Source organism: Bradyrhizobium ferriligni (assembly GCF_056837965.1).
Window position 1 is genome coordinate 57260 of sequence record NZ_JBXEJO010000010.1, and the last position, 19773, is coordinate 77032.

Below are 19773 nucleotides of genomic sequence, written 5' to 3' on the forward strand. Positions count from 1 at the left end.
GTGCCATGACCGACCTGTCTCAGCTGCTCCAGCAGGGCAGCGCGCATGCATGGCTGTTCGTACCCAGCGCGATCCTGCTCGGCGCGTTGCACGGGCTCGAGCCCGGCCACTCCAAGACGATGATGGCGGCCTTCATCATCGCGATCCGCGGCACCGTGGTGCAGGCGGTGCTGCTCGGCCTGGCGGCGACGATCTCGCACACCGCCATCGTCTGGCTGGTCGCGCTCGCAGGGCTTCATTTCGGCCAGCAATGGTCCGGAGAACGCAGCGAAGCCTGGCTGCAACTGGTGTCGGCGGTGATCATCATCGCGATCGCAATCTGGATGGCCTGGCGCACCTGGCGCGAGCAGGCTGCCGAACACGATCACGATCATCACCATCATCACGACGAAACGCGCCGGCTGGTCCTGGCCGGACAATCGCTGTCGCTTGAGATCTTCGAGGACGGGGTGCCGCCGCGCTGGCGGTTGCGGAGCGAGGCCGGAGCGCTGCCGGCGGCGGGCGACATTGCCGTCGTGACGATCCGTCCCGACGGCAGCGAACAAAGCTTTCGTTTCGCCGGCCACGACGGCTATCTGGAAAGCATCGACGAAATTCCGGAGCCGCATGCGTTCAAGGCGCGCGTCTCGGTGGGCGCGGACATGGCGGAAGTCCTGTTCGAGGAGCACGACCATGCGCATATGGATCTCGGCGACGAGGACGACGCGCATGCGCGCGCGCACGCCGCCGATATCCGCAAGCGCTTTGCCGGACGCACCGTCACGACGTGGCAGATCATCCTGTTCGGCCTGACCGGCGGGCTGATTCCGTGTCCGGCGGCGATCACCGTGCTGCTGCTCTGTCTTCAGCTCAAGCAGTTCAGCCTCGGCTTCGTGCTGGTGCTTTGCTTCGGCATCGGGCTTGCGATCACCATGGTCTCCGCCGGTGTTGCGGCCGCGCTGAGCCTGCGTCATGTCGAGCGCCATTGGGCCGGCTTCAGCCGCTTTGCCCATCGCGCTCCCTACGTCTCGGCCGCGTTGATCGTGCTCGTCGGCCTCTATACGGGCTGGCTCGGGTTGCACGGGATCACGGCGTGATCCGGGATCACGGCCTGATCCACTTCGCCCCACTTCGATCTTGAAACCTGTGCGAGGTGGTCTAGATTTACCTCAAGGGGACAAGGCAGACTCCCCGTGAGACCTCGGTCCAAGCTCTGCGCGACATTCACCGTCGTGGAGCTTTCACATGGATACCGAACCACACACACGTCTTCGTTCCGAAAATCGTCTTCGCAACATCGCTATCCTGTCGCGTGGCGACGCCGCGTCGCGACGGGAGGCGACGGCGCAAAACAGCCGTTTCGTCCGCGTCTTCGAAGCGCTCGCCGCCTCGGGCATCGAGGCCGTTCCCGTCGTCTATGACGAGACATTCGCCGATGCCGTTCGCGACCAATTGCTGACCATGGACGGCGTTCTCGTCTGGGTCGATCCGATCCATCAGGGCAAGACGCGCGCGGCCCTCGATCCGCTGCTGCGCGAGGTCGCGGTGAAGGGACCGTGGGTCAGCGCGCATCCCGACATCATCCTCAAGATGGGCGTCAAGGACGTGCTCTACCGGACGCGTCGCCTGGGCTGGGGCGCCGACACCCATCGATACGCCACGGTCGATGCGTTCCGCGCCGAATTCCCCTCGCGCTTGCGTGCGGGTGGTCCGCGCGTGCTCAAGCAGAACCGCGGCAATGGCGGGCAGGGCGTCTGGAAGGTGGAAACCGTGTTGCCGAACACCGACGCGACGATTCGCGTGCTTCATGCGCTGCGCGGCAGCCAGCCGGAGCAGTTGCCGCTGGAGGACTTCATGGCGCGCTGCGAGCCGTATTTCGGCTGGGGCGGCTGCATCATCGATCAGGCGTTCCAGCCGCGCCTGCCCGAGGGCATGATCCGTTGCTATGTCAGCGGAGCAAAGGTCGCGGGCTTCGGGCACCAATTGATCAAGGCCTTGATCCCGCCGCCCCCGCAAGGCCCGGATTCTCCGGAAGCTCAACCTGGATCGCGCATCATGCACGGCCCCGATGCCCCGCAATTCCAGGCACTGCGAAGGTTGATGGAGGACGAATGGATTCCGCAAATGATGGCCGCGCTGACGATCGATGAAGCGTCGCTGCCGGTGATCTGGGATGCCGATTTCCTCTACGGTCCGCGCGACGCTGATGGCGCCGACACCTATGTGCTCTGCGAGATCAACGCGAGCTCGTGCTTTGCGATCCCCGACGAAGCGCCGGCGGCGATCGCGCAAACGGTAGGAGATCGCATCGGTCGGAACATGGCGAGCGTGAGGTGAGCACGCCCTCCAGGCTCCCTCTCCCGCATTCGCCAAGAGGCGTCGGCGGATAGGAGGGGGAGGGAGCCTGCCGCCGATGCTTGACGCACGCGTGGGGCGTCAATCAATTTGTTCTGATTTTCGGAATTCAACTATTCGCTGTCGTCCCTGCGAAAGCAGGGACCCATAACCACGAACGGTCATTGTTGAGCGATGCAGGAAAGACGCATTCCGTTCACCACTTCCGCCGCGGAGTATGGGTCCCTGCTTTCGCAGGGACGACGGTTGTGTTTGCGGCGCGCCCGTCAATCTCCCTCAGCAGCGCCACTCGCCACTCGTCCCGCGACCCCGAAGCGCGTGCTTCGGGCTACCCATTGCCAGTCCGATCTTCTATGGTGAACCGTTCGGGTCGCATGAGGCGAACTCGATAAATCCATGATATCAAAGGCTTAAGGCTCTGATCGAAGCCTTTGGAGGGCGGTTTGACGCGGTATATTTCGACCAGGGGTGAGGCCCCGGTGCTTGGCTTCTGCGATGTGATGCTGACCGGGCTTGCCCGCGACGGCGGGCTCTACGTGCCCGAGACCTGGCCGCAGCTGTCGCCCGAGACCATCGCCACCTTCTTCGGCCGTCCCTATTGGGAGGTCGCGGTCGAGATCATCCGTCCGTTTGTCGCCGGCGAGATTTCCGACGCCGAGCTCGGCCGCATGGCCAACGAGGCCTATGCCACGTTCCGCCATCCCGCGGTGGTGCCGCTCGATCAGGCCGGGCCGAACCAGTTCCTGCTCGAGCTGTTCCACGGGCCGACCCTGGCGTTCAAGGACGTCGCGATGCAGCTGATCTCGCGGCTGATGGATCACGTGCTGGCCAAGCGCGCGCAGCGCACCACCATCGTGGTCGCGACCTCGGGCGATACCGGCGGCGCCGCGGTCGAGGCTTTTGCCAATCTCGACAATGTCGACCTCGTGGTGCTGTTCCCGAACGGCCGCATCTCCGAGGTGCAGCGCCGCATGATGACGACGACCGGCGCCGCCAACGTCCACGCGCTGGCAATCGAAGGAACGTTCGACGATTGCCAGGCGCTAGTAAAGGCGATGTTCAACAACCATCGCTTCCGCGACACGGTGGCGCTGTCGGGCGTCAACTCGATCAACTGGGCGCGCATCGTCGCGCAGGTGGTCTATTACTTCACCTCGGCGGTCGCGCTCGGCTCGCCGCACCGCACCGTCGACTTCACGGTGCCGACCGGCAATTTCGGCGACATCTTCGCGGGCTATGTCGCCAAGCGGATGGGGCTGCCGATCCGGAACTTGCGCATAGCCGCCAACGTCAACGACATCCTGGCGCGGACGCTGAAGACCGGCATCTACGAGGTGCGCGAGGTGCACGCCACGACGTCGCCGTCGATGGACATCCAGGTGTCCTCGAACTTCGAGCGGCTGCTGTTCGAGGCGAGCGGCCGCGACGCCGATCAGGTCCGCCGCCTGATGGCCTCGCTGAAGCAGTCCGGCCGCTTTGTGCTGCCGGATGCGACGCTGGCCGCCGTGCGCCGTGATTTCGACGCCGGCCGCGCCGACGAGACCGAGACGGCGGCGGCGATCCGCGCCGCCTGGCGCGAGGCCGGCGACCTCGTCGATCCCCACACCGCGGTGGCGCTCGCGGTCGCCGACCGCGACACCTCCGATTCCAGGATTCCAAACATCGTGCTGTCGACCGCGCACGCGGCCAAATTCCCCGACGCGGTGGAAGCCGCCTGCGGGGTGCGTCCGCAGCTGCCGGTCTGGCTCGGAGGCCTGATGAGCAAATCCGAACACATCACGGTCATGAAGAATGATTCCGCCGAGGTCGAGCGCTTCGTGCTGTCGGTCAGCCGTGCTGCCAAGCAGGGAGTTGCCTGATGGGCGTTGAAATCACCAAGCTGCCGAGCGGCCTGACAATCGTCACCGACACCATGCCGCATCTGGAAACCGCGGCGCTCGGGGTCTGGGCCGGCGTTGGCGGGCGCGACGAGAAGCCGAACGAGCACGGCATCTCGCATCTGCTCGAACACATGGCGTTCAAGGGCACGGCGCGGCGCTCCTCGCGCGAGATCGTCGAGGAGATCGAGGCGGTCGGCGGCGACCTCAATGCCGGGACCTCGACCGAGACCACGGCCTATTATGCGCGGGTGATGAAGGCGGATGTGCCGCTGGCGCTCGACGTGCTGTCCGACATCCTCGGCAACCCGTCATTCGTGCCGGACGAGCTAGAGCGCGAGAAGAGCGTCATCGTGCAGGAGATCGGCGCGGCGCAGGATACGCCCGACGACGTCGTGTTCGAGCATCTCAACGAGCTCTGCTATCCGGAGCAGCCGATGGGGCGCTCGCTGCTCGGCACCGCCAAGACGCTGAAGGCCTTCGATCGCGACATGCTGCGCGGCTATCTCTCGACGCATTACCGCGCCCCCGACATGGTGGTCGCGGCCGCCGGCGCGGTCGATCACGCGCGCATCGTCGAGGACGTCACGCAGAAATTCGCAAGCTTCGACGCCACGCCGGCGCCGAAGCCGCAGGCCGCGATGTTCGGCAAGGGCGGCTCGCGGGTGGTGCATCGCGACCTCGAGCAGGCGCATCTGACGCTGGCGCTCGAAGGCGTGCCGCAGACCGATCCGTCGCTGTTCTCGCTGCAGGTCTTCACCAACACGCTCGGCGGCGGGATGTCGTCGCGGCTGTTCCAGGAGGTGCGCGAGAAGCGCGGGCTGTGCTACTCGATCTACACCTTCCACGCACCCTACACCGACACCGGCTTCTTCGGCCTCTACACCGGGACCGATCCGGCGGATGCGCCGGAAATGATGGAAGTCATCGTCGACGTCATCAACGACGCGGTCGAAACCCTGACCGAGGCCGAAGTCGCCCGCGCCAAGGCGCAGATGAAGGCCGGCCTGTTGATGGCGCTGGAAAGCTGTTCATCCCGGGCCGAACAGTTGGCACGCCATGTGCTAGCCTATGGCCGGCCGCAGACGGTGGAAGAACTGGTGGCACGGATCGACGCGGTCAGCGTCGAATCGAGCCGCAACGCCGCCCGTGCCCTGCTGGCGCGCAGCCGACCCGCCGTTGTCGCGCTCGGCAGCGGCAGGGGTCTGGACACGGCGGTGGCTTTTGCGGAAGGATTGACGACGTCGAAGGCAAAGACGCTGCTGCATTAAGAATTCTGCTTACCTCGCCCTGGGCTTGCGGGGAGAGCATAGGCCGCCTACCGGCGGCCGTTGACGGACATACGCCGAGGCCGAGCCTCGGCTATGGCCGAAGGCTTCGGGTGAGGGGTAGAGCCGCAAAACCGAATCTGCGGTAAGACCCCTCACCCCGACCCTCTTCCCGCAAGGGCGGGGCGAGGGAGAAGTGGCGGGGAGTGTTGGGCCATGGCCCTGTTTCGTTTGCCGTCCAATGGACCCGCTGCACTGATGCCGCGCGGTCACGGGCTCTTGCTGCGCGCGCCGCAGATGTCGGATTTCCCGCAATGGGCGCAATTGCGCGAATTCAGCCGCGCCTATCTCACGCCATGGGAACCGATCTGGCCCTCCGACGACCTGACCCGCGCCGGCTTCCGCCGCCGGCTGCGCCGCTACACCGAGGATATCGCCGCCGACCGGTCCTATCCGTTCATCATCTTCCGCGAATCGGACGGGGTGATGATCGGCGGGATCACGCTCGCCAATGTGCGGCGCGGCATCGTGCAGGCCGGCACGATCGGCTATTGGGTCGGGCTGCCGCACGCCCATCGCGGCTACATGACGACGGCGCTGCGGGTGCTGCTGCCCTCGCTGTTCGGCGAGCTCAATCTGCACCGCATCGAGGCGGCCTGCATTCCCTCCAATGCCTCGTCGATCCGGGTGCTGGAGAAGTGTGGCTTCACCCGCGAGGGCCTGGCGCGGCGCTATCTCTGCATCAACGGGATCTGGCAGGACCACCTGCTGTTCGGCCTGCTGCACGAGGATTTCCGCGGCTGAATCATAAGCCTATTGGCTGATGGCGATGCCCATTCCATGCCTTGGGTTCGCCGCCATTGCCTTGCTATAACGCCCGCGAAACGGGGAACCGGGCTTGGAGATTTGAGGATATTGATGGGTGACAGGGTGATCAGGTTCGCGCTCGCGGCGGCGGTATCGATCGGTCTCGGTGCCACCCTGCTGCCGTCGGCAGCTTCCGCGCAGTCGCTGAGCGACCGCTTCAAGAGCCTGTTCGGCGGTTCGTCCGACCAGGACAAGCCGGCAACGCCTGCGGCGCCGCAGCAGCTCAACGATGCCGACGCCGAACTGACCTGCCCGCCGGTGCAGATCCGCTCCGGAGCCTCGACCTATTCGGTGGCCGCGAACGGCAAGGAAGCGGTCGGCAACGACGTCAAGTTCCTGGCCTCGATCACGCGCACGGCGCGGCAGTGCAATCTGAACAGCGGCCAGATCACGGCCAAGATCGGTATTCAGGGGCGGATCATTGTCGGTCCCCAGGGCGCGCCACCGAGCATTCAGGTGCCGCTTCGCGTCGCTGTGGTGCAGGGCGGCGTCGGCGAGAAGACGATCATGACCAAGGCCTACACCACCACGGTGCAGATGGACGAGAGCGGCAGCGTGCCGTTCAGCCTGGTCGCCGAGGACGTCGTCTATCCGGCGCCGTCGCCGGCCGACAACGACAATTACGTCTTCTATATCGGCTTCGACCCGCAGGCCCTGAAGCCGGAGCCCAAGCCCCGCGCGCCGCACAAGAAGAAGTAGTACCAGAGCGTTTTCGAGCGAAGTGGGTACCGGTTCGCGTGAAGAAAACGCGTCAAAACAAAGCACCCCGCATCATGCGGACAGATACGGGCAAAGAAAAAGGCCGGCGCGATCAGCTCGCGCCGGCCTTTTGTCGAAGGAGTTGAGATCGCGTCAGTTCAGCTTGGAGCGGACTTCGGCGATGCCCTTGCCGACGAGGTCGTCGGCAACCGAGCCCCTGACCGATTGCGACAGGATGGTCGAGGCGGCGGTCACTGCGGCGTTGGCCGCGGCGGCGCGAACATCGGCCACGGCCTGGGCCTCGGCCTGGGCGATCTTGCTCTCGGCGGTCTTGGTCCGCCGGGCGACAAAATCTTCCATCTTGGTCTTGGCCTCGGCCGCGATCCGCTCGGCTTCGGCCTTGGCGCTGGAGACGATCTCCTCGGCCTCGCGCTCCGCGCTGGCGCGGCGCGCTTTGTACTCGCCGAGCAGCTTGGCGGCCTCGTCCTTCAGACGGCGGGCGTCTTCCAGCTCGGCCTTGATGCGCTCGGCACGGTGGTCGAGCGCCGTCAGCAGAGTGCGATGGACGCCGAGATAGCCGAACACGACCAGCAGAATGACGAAGGCGATCGCAACCCAGGTTTCCGGTTCGTAAAACATCGTCTATCCCTTCAGCGACGCGTCGACGGCGCTGTTGACCGCATTGGCGTCCGGCGTGACGCCGGCGAGTTGCTGGACGATGGCGCCGGCCGCATCCGCCGCGATGCCGCGGACGTTGCTCATGGCGTTGGTCCGGGTCGTTGCGATCTGCTTCTCGGCGTCGGCGAGCTTTGCCGCCAGCTTCTCTTCCAGCGCCTTGCGCTCGGCTTCCGAGGCCGCGTTCAGCTTCTCGCGGGTCTCGTTGCCGATCGCCTGCGCGTTGGCGCGCGCATTCGCCAGCTCGGTCTCGTAGGCCTTCAGCGCCGCGTCGGACTCGTCCTTCAGCTTCTGCGCCTCGGCCAGATCGCCCTCGATCTTGTTCTGACGTGCGTCGATCGTCCCGCCGACGCGCGGCAGGGCGAAACGCGACACGATCAGGTAGAGCGCGACAAATGCAATCGCCAGCGACACCAGCTGCGAGGCGAAATTGGACGAATCGAACGGCGGAAAGGCTCCGCCGTGATGTCCGCCGTCGGTCTCGGTGTGGGCGCCGGCTTTCTGGCCTTTTGCCTCGCCATGACTCTCAGCCATGGTGTTCTCCTGTTGCTGTCATGCGCGCCGCCCTTGAGGTGACCCTTGGGCGGCGCGAAGGGGTTGCCGCTAACGCGGAACCGGGGTGCCGCTCAGAGCGGAACGAACAGCAGGAGCAGCGCGATCAGCAGCGAGAAGATGCCGAGCGCTTCGGTCACGGCGAAGCCGAAGATCAGGTTGCCGAACTGGCCCTGAGCGGCCGACGGGTTACGCACTGCAGCGGCGAGGTAGTTGCCGAAGATGATGCCCACGCCGACGCCCGCGCCGCCCATGCCGATGCACGCGATGCCCGCGCCGATAAGTTTTGCTGCTGCCGGTTCCATATGTAGCTCCTTGAGAAAGATAGACAGATTGGTGGGTGGAGATTCCCCGGACCGCTTAGTGTCCCGGATGAATGGCGTCGTTGAGGTAGATGCAGGTCAGGATCGCGAACACGTAGGCCTGCAGGAACGCGACCAGCAGTTCGAGGGCGTACAGCGCAATCGTGAGCGCCAGCGGGAGCACGCCGCCGACCCAGCCGAGCGCGCCCAGCGAGAAGCCGAGCATCGCGACGAAGCCCGCGAACACCTTCAGCGCGATGTGGCCGGCCAGCATGTTGGCGAACAGACGAACGCTGTGCGAGACCGGCCGCAGGAAGAACGACAGGATCTCGATGAACATGACCAGCGGCAGGATGTAGATCGGAACGCCGTGGGGGACGAAGATGCTGAAGAATTTCAGGCCGTTCTTGTAGACGCCGTAGATCAGGACGGTGAAGAACACCAGAAGCGCAAGCGCCGCGGTGACGATCAGGTGACTCGCGATCGTGAAGGTGTAGGGAATGACGCCGACGAGGTTCGAGACGCAGAGGAACATGAAGAGCGAGAAGATCAGCGGGAAGAACTTCATGCCTTCCGCGCCGGCCGTGCTGCGAATCGTGGTGGCGACGAACTCGTAGGAGATTTCGGCGACCGACTGCAACCGTCCCGGAACCAGTTCCCGGCCGCTCGCCAGCATCAGCAGCGCAATCAGCAGCACCGCGATGAACATGAAGAGCGAGGAATTGGTGAAGGCGATCGTATGATTGCCGATGTGGCCGAGCGTGAAGAGGGGCTCGATATTGAACTGGTGGATCGGGTCGATTTTCATCCGCGCGGCTCTTGGTCCACCGGCTATAGTGCCGGTAATCGAATTTCAAATGTCGTGACTTCCCGCCAGCGCTCAGCGCTTGCCCGAGGCCACGCCCGCGGACCTCACCACGTTGACCACCCCGGCGACGAAGCCGAGCAGCGTTAACACGATGAAGCCGAATGGCGACGTCGACAGCAAACGGTCGAACCCCCAGCCAATCGCCGCTCCGACGGCAACGCCCGCGATCAGCTCCGAGGAAAGACGAAAACCGAGCGCCATCGCCGAAGCTCTGGCGGCACTGTCCCCGCTTTCATTACCGGATTGATCAGTCTTGCTCCTGCGGCTGTCGCGAATTTCTGACAACCGATGATCGAGACTTCCGAGCCTTGCGGAAAGCGCAGCTTCGTCAGGAGGCGATTGATCGCGACTTCCATTTGCGCCGTCGTTGGTGTTCTCAGCCATGCTGCAAACACTAACCGATGCCGCGGATGATGGAAATTGCGCCCGTCCCCGTCAAAAGCCGCGCGGACCATACTTACCGCGTCTAATCAAGTCAAGATTGCGTCGTAACCAGTTATTGCTTTGATTCTGCTGGTTTTATTTGGAGATATTCAAGGTCAGAGTGACGCAGTGATCGCAGTGCAACAGCTTGCGTGGCATTGAGCGATATTGCGTGGCTTTTCCCGCTCTGCTGGGATCGCCGAAAGTCCCGTCCCTCTCATGCAGTCAGGTTCCGCATGCCGCGCCAGATCGATTACTACTTCTCGCTGCAATCCCCCTGGGCCTATATCGGCCACAAGCCCTTCGTTCGACTCGTAAGCACTTACGATCTCAAGGTAAATTACCGGCCCGTGCTGCTGGTCGATCTGTTTTCGGAGACCGGCGGACTGCCGCTCGCCAAGCGCCATCCGGTGCGACAACGCTATCGGATGATCGAGTTGCAGCGCTGGCGCGACAAGCGCGGGCTGAATTTTCATCTGCAGCCGGCCAACTGGCCGTTCAACGGGCGGCTTGCTGATGGCGTCGTGATCGCGGTGCTCGAGGCCGGCCTCGACCCCGAGCCGTTCCTGCAACGGGCTTATCCTGCGGTCTGGGAGCAGCAGCTCAACCTTGCCGATCCTGCGACGCTGGTGAAGCTCGCCGACGATGCAGGTTTGCCCGGCCGGCAGCTGGTGGAGCGCTCCGGCACTGAAGCGATCAGCGCGACCTATGAACAGAATCGTCAGAATGCACTGGACGCCGACGTGTTCGGCTCGCCCGGATATGTGCTCGATGGCGAAGTGTTCTGGGGCCAGGACCGGATCGAATTGCTTGAAGACGCGTTGAAGTCAGGCCGCAAGCCCTATAGCTCTGTTGTGTAGGGGCAGGAATCAGGTTGAGGCGGAGCAAGCCATGCCCATCGCGATGTCGCCGTCGAAATTGTCCATCGCAATTGCTGCCATCCTGATCGCAAGCGGCGGCGCGGCGATCGCGCAAACCGCACCCGACACCGAGAATGGCCGCTACGCATTGTCTCCGGCCGGCGACGGTTTCCTGCGGCTCGACACGCGCACCGGCGCGGTGTCGACCTGCACCAATTCCAGCGCCGGCTGGGCCTGTTACATGGTGCCGGACGAGCGGGCGGCGCTGGATGCCGAGATCGGGCGTCTGCAGGCCGACAACGACAAGCTCAAGGGCGAGCTCGCCGCGCGCGCACCGTCGGCCAAGACCGACGAGGCGTTGCCGAAATCGGATTCGTTGAAGAAGCCAGAGCCGAAGAGCGCCGAGGGCGAGCGCAAGATCGAGATCCCGCTGCCGAGCGACCGCGACATGGATCGCATGATGTCGTTCGTGGAGCGGGCCTGGCGGCGGCTGATCGAGATGGCCAACCGCGTGCAGCGCGACGTCAATGGTGGCAAGATTTGATGTTGTGCTACCCCAATGTCGTCCCGGCCTAGTGCGCAATTGCGCACGGGAGCCGGGACCCATAACCACCGCTGGGAGTTGGGTGGCTAAGCTGGCAACTCCAAATCTTCGTAACTGAGGGGCCGCGGAGTATGGGTCCCGGCCTTCGCCGGGACGACATAGTGAGAGTTACAGATGAATTCATCGAGGACCATCACGCACTCGGCGCCGTCCTCCGTCGCGGCAACCAGCATCGTGTCGTCGCGATTGACGGTCGAAACGTCGGGCGCCGGCTTCACCGACATCACGCGCGAGGTCGTCAAATTCCTGCGTGAGGTGCGCGCCGGCGAGGGCGCGGTGACGCTGTTCATCCGGCACACCTCGGCCTCGCTGACGATCCAGGAGAATGCCGATCCGACCGTGCTGCTCGACCTGATGACGGCGCTCGATCGCGCGGCGCCCGAAGACGGCGGCTGGCGTCACGACGCCGAAGGTCCCGATGACATGCCGGCGCACATCAAGACCATGCTGACGTCGACCTCGCTGCAGGTCCCCGTGCTCGACGGCGAGATGGCGCTCGGCACCTGGCAGGGCATCTATCTGATCGAGCACCGCGCCCGGGCGCACCGGCGCGAGATCGTGCTGCAATTCATCGGGGCCACGCGCTGACGCGCGCATTGTCATCCGGCTTCGGCTCCTAAAACGACATCGGCCGCGGATCGCTCCGCGGCCGATGCATTTTTACCGGGATGTCGACGGTCAGGTCTTGGTGATGTCGACGTCCTTGGTTTCCGGGATGAACAGCGCGCCGACCACGACGGTGATTGCGGCGAAGATGACCGGATACCAGAGACCGGAGTAGATATCGCCGGTCGAGGCGGTGATCGCGAACGCGGTCGCCGGGAGCAGGCCGCCGAACCAGCCGTTGCCGATGTGATAGGGCAGCGACATCGAGGTGTAGCGGATGCGGGTCGGGAACAGTTCGACCAGCATGGCGGCAATCGGGCCGTAGACCATGGTGACGTAGAGCACCAGGATGAACAGCAGGCCGATGACCGAGGCCACCTGCGGACGGAAGACATCGAACGGGTGCGACATCTTCACGATGCCGGCGTCACCCGGCTTCGGATAGCCCGCCGCCTGCACCGCCGCGAGGATTGCGGGGTTCGACGTCTTGGCGTCCGTATACGGCACTTCCTTGTCGTTGATCAGGATCTTCACCGGCGAGCCGGCCGGGCCCGGCACCGTCGAGTATTTCACCGACGATTGGGCAAGGAAGGCGCGGGCGGTGTCGCAAGGCGCGCTGAAGACGCGGGTGCCGACCGGGTTGAACAGATCGCCGCAGCCCGCGGGATCCGCAACCACCTGCACCTTGACCGTCTCATAGGCCTTCTCCAGCGCCGGATTGGCGTTGGTCGTGATCATCTTGAAGATCGGGAACAGCGTGAGTGCGCCGATCAGGCAGCCCGCCAGGATGATCGGCTTGCGGCCGATCTTGTCCGACAGCGCGCCGAACACCAGGAAGAAGCCGGTGCCGAGCAACAGGGACCAGGCGATCAGCAGGTTGGCGGTATAGCCGTCGACCTTCAGGATCGATTGCAGGAAGAACAGCGCGTAGAACTGGCCCGTGTACCAGATCACCGCCTGGCCCATGGTCAGGCCGAGCAGCGCGAGGATCACGATCTTGGCGTTGCTCCAGGTCGCGAAGGCCTCGGTCAGCGGCGCCTTGGAGGTCTTGCCCTCGTCCTTCATCCGCTGGAACACCGGCGATTCGTTCAGCCGCAACCGGATCCAGACCGAGATGCCGAGCAGCAGCACCGACACCAGGAACGGAATGCGCCAGCCCCAGTCGGCGAAGTCCTTTTCGCCGGTGAGGGTTCGCGTGAACAGGATCACCAGCAGCGACAGGAACAGGCCGAGCGTTGCCGTGGTCTGGATGAAGGAGGTGTAGTAGCCGCGCTTGCCGGGCGGGGCATGCTCGGCGACATAGGTCGCGGCACCGCCATATTCGCCGCCGAGCGCGAGGCCCTGCAGCAGGCGCAGCGAGATCAGGATGATCGGCGCCGCGATGCCGATGGTCTTGGCGTTGGGCAACAGGCCGACGATGAAGGTCGACAGACCCATGATCAGGATGGTGACGAGGAAGGTGTATTTGCGGCCGACGATGTCGCCGACCCGGCCGAACACGATCGCGCCGAACGGGCGCACCAGGAAGCCCGCGGCGAATGCCAGCAACGCGAAGATGTCGCGGGTCGCCGGCGGATAGTCGGAGAAGAACTGCGCGCCGATGATGCCGGCCAGCGAACCGTAGAGATAGAAGTCGTACCACTCGAACACGGTACCGAGCGACGACGCGAGGATGACGAAACGCTCATCCTTCGTCATGCCGGCGGGCCGCGCCGAAGTTGCAGTCATAGTGGACATCTGGATTGCTCCCCCCGAAATATTGCTGCCATGCTCGCCCCCGGCTGGCGGGTGAGGCCCGAATGGGCCCTCGGCTTGAGATGAAGGTAACATCGCAGTGAAACCCGCCCCAATAAGACTTTTGGCCTTTTCAGGATCGAACCTATCTTCAGAAGGAAGAGCAGGATGGAACGCCTCTGCAGGCGTCTATTGCGGCGCACAAGCTGCGCGGGTTAACCGCGTTGGCATCTGGTATTATCAAGCGCTTGCGTGATACTGCCGCGCGGGCGAAAACCGAGCGACGCGGGTTTGCCTGAAGCCCGCTTGTGGGACTGAGATGACTGCTGCTGCCAATACTCATCTTGTCATCGCCGACGACCATCCGCTGTTCCGCGATGCGTTGCGTCAGGCGGTGTCGAGCGTCGTGAGATCGGCCACGATCAGCGAGGCCGGATCGTTCGAGGACCTGACCGCGCTGTTGGAGCGGGACTCCGAGGTCGACCTGATCCTGCTCGATCTGAGCATGCCGGGGATCAGCGGCTTCTCCGGCCTGATCTATCTGCGGGCGCAATACCCTGCGATCCCGGTCGTCATCGTCTCCGCCAGTGACGATGCCGGAACCATCCGCCGCTCGCTCGACTTCGGCGCCTCCGGCTTCATCCCCAAGCGCTTCGGTGTCGAGACGTTGCGGGATGCCATCATGAAGGTGATGGAGGGTGACGTCTGGGTGCCGCCGGACACCGATCTGTCGGCGGCCGGCGATCCCGACATGACGCGGCTGCGCGACCGGCTGGTGACGCTGACCCCGCAGCAGGTGCGGGTGCTGATGATGCTGTCCGAGGGGCTGCTCAACAAGCAGATCGCCTATGAGCTCGGCGTCTCCGAAGCCACCATCAAGGCGCATGTCTCGGCGATCCTGCAGAAGCTCGGCGTCGAAAGCCGCACCCAAGCCGTGATCGCCGCCGCCAAGATCGCCGGCGGCCAGTGGCGCCAGGGCACGCCGCCGACGTAGTCCCGAGCAACTCCAGCTGTGATCGCCGGGCTCGGGCCACGGCATTGAAAAAAGGGGCGCGAAAACGCGCCCGATGGCACGCTTCCGCGCAGCCATCCAGATCCCATTCAAACTGCGCATCGGTCGAAAACCGAGTATCCTGTCCGGCATCGGCCCGTGAGAGGCCGCGTGCTTTTGGGGAGAACGCCATGATTTCCGTCACTCGCGTCGCCGGACCATCTCTGGCTGCGGCAATCCTTCTCGGTACCAGCTCTTTCAATTGCGCTCAGGCCAAGCCCCTGATGATCGTCGGCCTGGACGAGAAGCTGTTGTGGGACGACGACGGCAAGCCGGTGCTGTCAGCGCCCGGCAAGGATCAAGTGCTGATCGTCGATCTCGCCGATCCCGAGAACCCGAAGATTGCGGCTTCTCTCCCATTGAAGAACTCGGTAGTCGGCCCCCCGGTCAACGTCGCGATCGATCCGACCGGAACGGTGGCGCTGGTCGCGGATTCGGTCGACGTGGTGAAGGAAGGCGATGCTCTTAAGCAGGTGCCGGATAACAAAATCTATGTCATCGATCTCAAGGCGGCCCCGCCCAAGCTGGCAGCGACCATTGCCGGCGGCAAGCAGCCATCAGGGTTGAGCTTCAGTCCCGATGGCAAGATGGCGTTGGTTGCCAACCGCGGGGACAATTCGATCAGCGTACTTTCGGTCAACGGCACTGACGTCAAGATCACCGACACGATATCGATGCCTGACAGTGTCGCACATGTCGCGTTCGCGCCGGACGGCAAGCACGCGCTGGTCGCGCGTTTTCCCGGGCACAAGATATCGGTGCTCGACATCGCCGGCGACAAAGTCACCTACACCAAGATAGACCTGCCGGCCGGCCAATGGCCTTACAACGTCGCAGTGACCCCGAACAGCAAGATCGCGTTGACGTCGGACAATGGCAACGCAGGCGCGTCGGACGGCAGCGTCGACACGGCCAGCGTCATCGATCTCGAAGCCAAGCCGCCGCGCATCATCGATCGCGTGGTGGTCGGCGATGGACCGGAGGGGCTTGGCGTCAGCCCGAAGGGGGATCTCGCAGTCTCGGTGATCCTGCGCGGCTCGAACATGAAGAATGCGTTCTTCCACGAGAAGAACGGCAGCGTCTCGGTCCTGAAGATCGACGGCAAGAAAGTGACCAAGACCGGAGATATCGAAGTCGGCGGACTGCCCGAGGCCGCGGTCTTCACGCCTGACGGAAAATACATCCTGGTCGGGAACTACCTCAGCCAGGATTTCTCGATCTTCAAGGTCGACGGAACCAACGTTACCGACACAGGCAAGCGCTTTCAGGTGCCGGGGCACCCGGCGTCGGCCGGAATGGGACCGAACTAAACCGACGCTTGGTGATCTGGAGCGTGTGATTTTCGGTTGAGGCCACTCCGCGGCTCGCTTCACCTCTCGCGCTTGCGGGAGGGAACGCCGTGTCCTTGCGGCGCCTTCATGATGCGATTCGATCCAATCGCATCATGATCCAAAGCGAGATACGCGCCCGGATTGCGCCGCCGCGCGCTACTCCGCCGCTACCATCTGCTGGGTGCGCCATTGTCCGAGCAGGGCGCGCAGCGAGGCGGGTTTCACCGGCTTGTTCAGCACGGCGATGTTTTCCTCGCGCGCGGCGGCGCGCACCGCGGGGCTGCGGTCGGCGGTGATCAGGATCGCCGGAATGCCGTCGCCGAAGCGGCGGCGGATCTCGCGGATCGCGGCAACGCCGTTGCCGCGGTCGAGATGGTAGTCGACCAGCACGCCGGTGACGCGGCCGCCGGCGGCCTCGATCGCGCTGATCGCGCCGTCGGCGTCGAGCACCGCGATCACCTCCGCGTCCCACGCCGTCAGCAGCGTCTTCATGCCGTCGAGAATGGCGGGATCGTTCTCGATGCAGACGATCAGCGAGCCGCTCATCGGCGTCTTCGACAGCGGCGTCGCCGTGGTGACCGCCGCGGTATGGTTGACGGCGGTCGCGACCGGCACGGTGACCGAGAACGCAGAGCCGCCGCTGACATTGGCCGAGATCGCGATGCGGTGGTTGAGCACCCGCGCCAGCCGCTCGACGATCGACAGGCCGAGGCCGAGGCCGCGCGCGATCCGGGCGCCCTGCTCGAGACGATGAAACTCCTTGAAGATCTCGCCGCGCTTCTGCACGGGAATGCCGACGCCGGTGTCGAAGATGCTGATCTGGAGCGTGGCGCCGCGGCGGCGGCAACCGATCAGGACGCGGCCGCGCGGGGTATATTTGATCGCGTTGGAGATGAAGTTCTGCAGCAGCCGGCGCAGCAGCGAGCGGTCGGATTCGACCGGCAGCGAGCAGGCCACGAAGCGCAGGTCGAGGCCCTTGTCGCGGGCGATCGGCATGAACTCGATCTCCAGCGAGCGCATCAGGTCGGCCATCCGGAAGCTCGTGATCGCCGGCGTCATGGCGCCGGCGTCGAGCCTGGAAATGTCGAGCAGCGCGCCCAGGATGTCCTCGATCGCTTCGAGCGAGTCGTCGATGTTTTCGACCAGGCGCGAGTCCTCGCCGCCGTTCTGACGCTCGACCAGGCTCGTGACATAGAGGCGCGCCGCGTTGAGCGGCTGCAGGATGTCGTGGCTGGCGGCCGCCAGGAAGCGCGTCTTGGAGGCGTTGGCGTCTTCCGCGATGCCCTTGGCGAGCGCGAGCTCAGAATTCAGCCGCGTCAGCTCCTCGGTGCGGTCGCGCACCCGCTTTTCCAGCGTCGCGTTGGCGCGCTCCAGCGCCTCCGCCGCCTCGAAGCTCGGCGTGACGTCGGAGAAGGTGATGACGAGCCCGCCGCCCGGCATGCGGTTGGCACGTACCTCGATCACCAGATGGCGGTCGGTGAAGCGTTCCAGATAAGGCTCGCCCTCGGTGGTGTAGGCGCGCAGGCGGGCCTGCAGGAGGCCGTCGCCGTCGCCGGACGCAGGCGGACTGATCGCGCCCATGAATTCGAGGATCTCGGACAGCGGGATGCCGAGCTGCACCAGATGCTGCGGCAGCCCCAGCAATTCGGAGAACTGGCGGTTGGAACAGATCAGCTGCAGATCGGCGTCGAACACCGCGATGCCCTGGCGCACGTGATTGAGCGCGGTCTGCAGGATCTCGCGGTTGAAGTGCAGGGCGGCGTGGGAATCGTCGAGCAGTTTCAGCGCGGCCTTGGCCGACACCGTGCGCCGTTGCAGCAGCAGCGACATCACGAGGCGCGAGGACGCCGCCCCGATCGAGGAGGCGATCAACCGCTCGGCATGCTGCAGCAGCTCGAAATCAGCCGGTGCCGACGCCAGCAGCACGATGTTGCGGTCGACGGCGAAGGAGGCGAAGGCCTCGCGGGTCCGGTCGGGGCCGAGATATTGCGTCACCGTGCTCTGGATGTCCTCCACCGTCACCGTGGTGCGCCAGCGCCGGAAGCTGGGCGCGATCGGGGCCAGCGCGTTGGGCACAAACACGTCGGCCTGCAACAGCTCGATCGAGGACGGCGCGCGCGCCAGCGAGAACAGCACATAGGTGAGGATGTTGAGCGCAAGGCTCCACAGCACACCGTGCAGCAGCGGCGGCAGGTCGGCGCCGAACAGCGCCTGCGGCCGCAGCGCCTCGATCCCGAACGGCCCGTGCTGCAGCAGCATCATGCCGGCGGTCGAGGTTTCCAGGAAACTCGGGATGAACAGCGTGTAGAGCCACGTCGCGAAGCCGACCAGCATGCCCGCCATGGCGCCGCGTGCGGTGGCTCTGCGCCAGAACAGGCCGCCGAAGAACGCCGGCGCCAGCTGGGTGATCGCGGCAAACGACAGCAGGCCGATCGCGACCAGCTGGGTGTTGCCGAGCGCGCGATAGTAGAAATACGCCAGCACCATGATGGCGAAGATCGAGAAGCGGCGCGCCTTCAGCAGGAAATCGCCAAAGTCCTTCTGGCCGGCGCTGGCGTCGTCGCTGCGCGGCAGGACCAGCGGCAGCACGATGTCGTTGGAGACCATGATCGACAGCGCGACGCATTCGACGATCACCATCGCGGTCGCCGCCGACAGCCCGCCGACGAACACGGCGAGGCTGAGCAATTGCGAATTGCCCTCGATCGGCAGCGCCAGCACGAACATGTCGGCATCGACCGCGCCGAACGGGAAGATGACGAGGCCGGCGATCGCGATCGGAATCACGAACAGGTTGATGGCGATGAGGTAGAGCGGGAACAGCCAGCGCGCCCGGGTGACTTCGGCGGGCGTCGAATTCTCCACCACGCTGACATGGAACTGGCGCGGCAGCAGCATGACCGCGCAGAACGACAGCAGCGTCATGATCAGGAAATTGCCGATCGACGGCACATATTCGATCGCGCGCACCGCCTCCGGCGTCTTCAGGGCGCGCTCGTAGAGCTCGACCGGAGAGAACATCCAGAAGGTGACGAAGGCGCCGGCGGCGATGAAGGCGACCAGCTTGACGATGGACTCGGCCGCGATCGCCAGGATCAGGCCGTGCTGGTGCTCGGTCGCGTCGGTGTGGCGGGTGCCGAACAGCACCGCGAACACCGCCATCGCCAGCGTCACCATCAGCGCGATGTCGCCGATCACGGGGATTTTCGAGAACGCCTGGTCCTCGCTCAGGATGGTCTCCAGCGACGCCGCCACCGCCTTCAGCTGCAGCGCGATGTAGGGCACGGAGCCGATGATCGCGATCAGCGCCACGGTCGCCGCCACCGCCTGGCTCTTGCCGTAACGCGCGGCGATGAAGTCGGCGATCGAGGTGATGTTCTGCGACTTGGCGAGCGCGATCACCCGGCGCAGCAGCGGCGTACACAGTCCGACCATCACGATCGGGCCGACATAGATCGCCAGGAAGTCGATGCTGGTGCGGGTGGCGAAGCCGACCGAGCCGAAGAAGGTCCAGGAGGTGCAGTAGATCGCCAGCGACAGCGGATAGATCCACTGGCTGGCACGACCGCGCTCGCCCGGCGACGTGCGGTCGCCGCGGCTGGCAATGAAGAACAACAATCCGATGTAGGCGAACGCCGTGGCGATTACGCCCCAGTCGTGCAGCATCGCTGCTTATCTCCGTCCAGGCCGGGGAAGGGGCCGGATACCGGATTATATAACGC

General features: G+C 64.7%; 18 protein-coding genes. 11 read left to right on the forward strand and 7 right to left on the reverse strand.

From position 1 onward, the window contains the following. Positions 1 to 5 precede the first annotated feature (5 nt). The 6 genes from AC1VNY_RS07955 to AC1VNY_RS07980 all read left to right on the forward strand — a co-directional run bounded on the left by AC1VNY_RS07955 (position 6) and on the right by AC1VNY_RS07980 (position 7045). Positions 6 to 1076, forward strand: coding sequence for a nickel/cobalt efflux transporter (locus AC1VNY_RS07955; RefSeq protein WP_482404767.1), 1071 nt, complete (start codon positions 6 to 8; stop codon positions 1074 to 1076). A 148-nt stretch (positions 1077 to 1224) separates the two neighbouring features. Next, positions 1225 to 2316 (forward strand): Cj0069 family protein, encoded by a 1092-nt coding sequence (locus AC1VNY_RS07960; RefSeq protein WP_482404768.1) that lies wholly within the window; start codon positions 1225 to 1227, stop codon positions 2314 to 2316. Between the two features lie 461 nt (positions 2317 to 2777). Beyond that, complete coding sequence (gene thrC / locus AC1VNY_RS07965; protein WP_482404769.1) at positions 2778 to 4193, forward strand: threonine synthase; 1416 nt, start codon at positions 2778 to 2780, stop codon at positions 4191 to 4193. Beyond that, positions 4193 to 5482, forward strand: a complete 1290-nt coding sequence (locus tag AC1VNY_RS07970; RefSeq protein ID WP_482404770.1) for a M16 family metallopeptidase — start codon at positions 4193 to 4195, stop codon at positions 5480 to 5482. Before thrC ends, AC1VNY_RS07970 begins: the two co-directional genes overlap by 1 nt. A gap of 213 nt (positions 5483 to 5695) precedes the next feature. Further along, a complete protein-coding gene (locus AC1VNY_RS07975; RefSeq protein WP_026191927.1) occupies positions 5696 to 6283 on the forward strand; it encodes a GNAT family N-acetyltransferase in 588 nt (195 codons plus the stop codon). A gap of 114 nt (positions 6284 to 6397) precedes the next feature. After that, positions 6398 to 7045, forward strand: a complete 648-nt coding sequence (locus AC1VNY_RS07980) for a hypothetical protein (RefSeq protein ID WP_482404771.1) — start codon at positions 6398 to 6400, stop codon at positions 7043 to 7045. A 153-nt stretch (positions 7046 to 7198) separates the two neighbouring features. On the opposite strand, the gene AC1VNY_RS07985 is transcribed toward AC1VNY_RS07980, so the two are convergent. The 5 genes from AC1VNY_RS07985 to AC1VNY_RS08005 form a co-directional block, all read right to left on the reverse strand. Then, positions 7199 to 7684 (reverse strand): F0F1 ATP synthase subunit B family protein, encoded by a 486-nt coding sequence (locus tag AC1VNY_RS07985; protein WP_482404772.1) that lies wholly within the window; start codon positions 7682 to 7684, stop codon positions 7199 to 7201. Between the two features lie 3 nt (positions 7685 to 7687). After that, complete coding sequence (locus AC1VNY_RS07990; RefSeq protein WP_016847055.1) at positions 7688 to 8254, reverse strand: F0F1 ATP synthase subunit B; 567 nt, start codon at positions 8252 to 8254, stop codon at positions 7688 to 7690. Between the two features lie 92 nt (positions 8255 to 8346). Continuing rightward, positions 8347 to 8577: a F0F1 ATP synthase subunit C gene (locus AC1VNY_RS07995; protein ID WP_016847054.1), complete on the reverse strand. Its 231-nt coding sequence runs from the start codon at positions 8575 to 8577 to the stop codon at positions 8347 to 8349. A 55-nt stretch (positions 8578 to 8632) separates the two neighbouring features. Then, entirely contained in the window at positions 8633 to 9382 is a 750-nt protein-coding gene (locus AC1VNY_RS08000) for a F0F1 ATP synthase subunit A (protein ID WP_028338954.1), read from the reverse strand. A gap of 72 nt (positions 9383 to 9454) precedes the next feature. Further along, the gene (locus AC1VNY_RS08005; RefSeq protein WP_028338953.1) at positions 9455 to 9826 is read right to left on the reverse strand and encodes an AtpZ/AtpI family protein; all 372 of its coding nucleotides are present in this window, start codon (positions 9824 to 9826) and stop codon (positions 9455 to 9457) included. Positions 9827 to 10101: 275 nt separating this feature from the next. On the opposite strand from AC1VNY_RS08005, the gene AC1VNY_RS08010 reads away from it, so the two are divergent. From AC1VNY_RS08010 to AC1VNY_RS08020, 3 genes are all read left to right on the forward strand, one after another. Continuing rightward, the gene (locus tag AC1VNY_RS08010; protein WP_028338952.1) at positions 10102 to 10725 is read left to right on the forward strand and encodes a 2-hydroxychromene-2-carboxylate isomerase; all 624 of its coding nucleotides are present in this window, start codon (positions 10102 to 10104) and stop codon (positions 10723 to 10725) included. A gap of 31 nt (positions 10726 to 10756) precedes the next feature. Next, positions 10757 to 11269, forward strand: coding sequence for a hypothetical protein (locus AC1VNY_RS08015; protein WP_038384433.1), 513 nt, complete (start codon positions 10757 to 10759; stop codon positions 11267 to 11269). A 174-nt stretch (positions 11270 to 11443) separates the two neighbouring features. Continuing rightward, positions 11444 to 11917 (forward strand): secondary thiamine-phosphate synthase enzyme YjbQ, encoded by a 474-nt coding sequence (locus tag AC1VNY_RS08020; protein ID WP_482404773.1) that lies wholly within the window; start codon positions 11444 to 11446, stop codon positions 11915 to 11917. A 90-nt stretch (positions 11918 to 12007) separates the two neighbouring features. On the opposite strand, the gene AC1VNY_RS08025 is transcribed toward AC1VNY_RS08020, so the two are convergent. After that, positions 12008 to 13633, reverse strand: coding sequence for an MFS transporter (locus tag AC1VNY_RS08025; RefSeq protein ID WP_482404817.1), 1626 nt, complete (start codon positions 13631 to 13633; stop codon positions 12008 to 12010). A 355-nt stretch (positions 13634 to 13988) separates the two neighbouring features. Here AC1VNY_RS08025 and AC1VNY_RS08030 point away from each other — a divergent pair, with 355 nt between their 5' ends. Then, positions 13989 to 14663 carry a response regulator gene (locus AC1VNY_RS08030; protein ID WP_028338948.1) on the forward strand — a complete coding sequence of 225 codons (675 nt, stop codon included), beginning with the start codon at positions 13989 to 13991 and terminating at the stop codon, positions 14661 to 14663. 188 nt (positions 14664 to 14851) lie between these two features. Further along, positions 14852 to 16030, forward strand: coding sequence for a lactonase family protein (locus AC1VNY_RS08035; RefSeq protein WP_482404774.1), 1179 nt, complete (start codon positions 14852 to 14854; stop codon positions 16028 to 16030). Between the two features lie 177 nt (positions 16031 to 16207). Here the strand turns inward: AC1VNY_RS08035 and AC1VNY_RS08040 are convergent, their stop codons facing one another. Beyond that, the gene (locus AC1VNY_RS08040; RefSeq protein ID WP_482404775.1) at positions 16208 to 19717 is read right to left on the reverse strand and encodes a PAS domain-containing hybrid sensor histidine kinase/response regulator; all 3510 of its coding nucleotides are present in this window, start codon (positions 19715 to 19717) and stop codon (positions 16208 to 16210) included. Between the last annotated feature and the right edge of the window lie 56 nt (positions 19718 to 19773).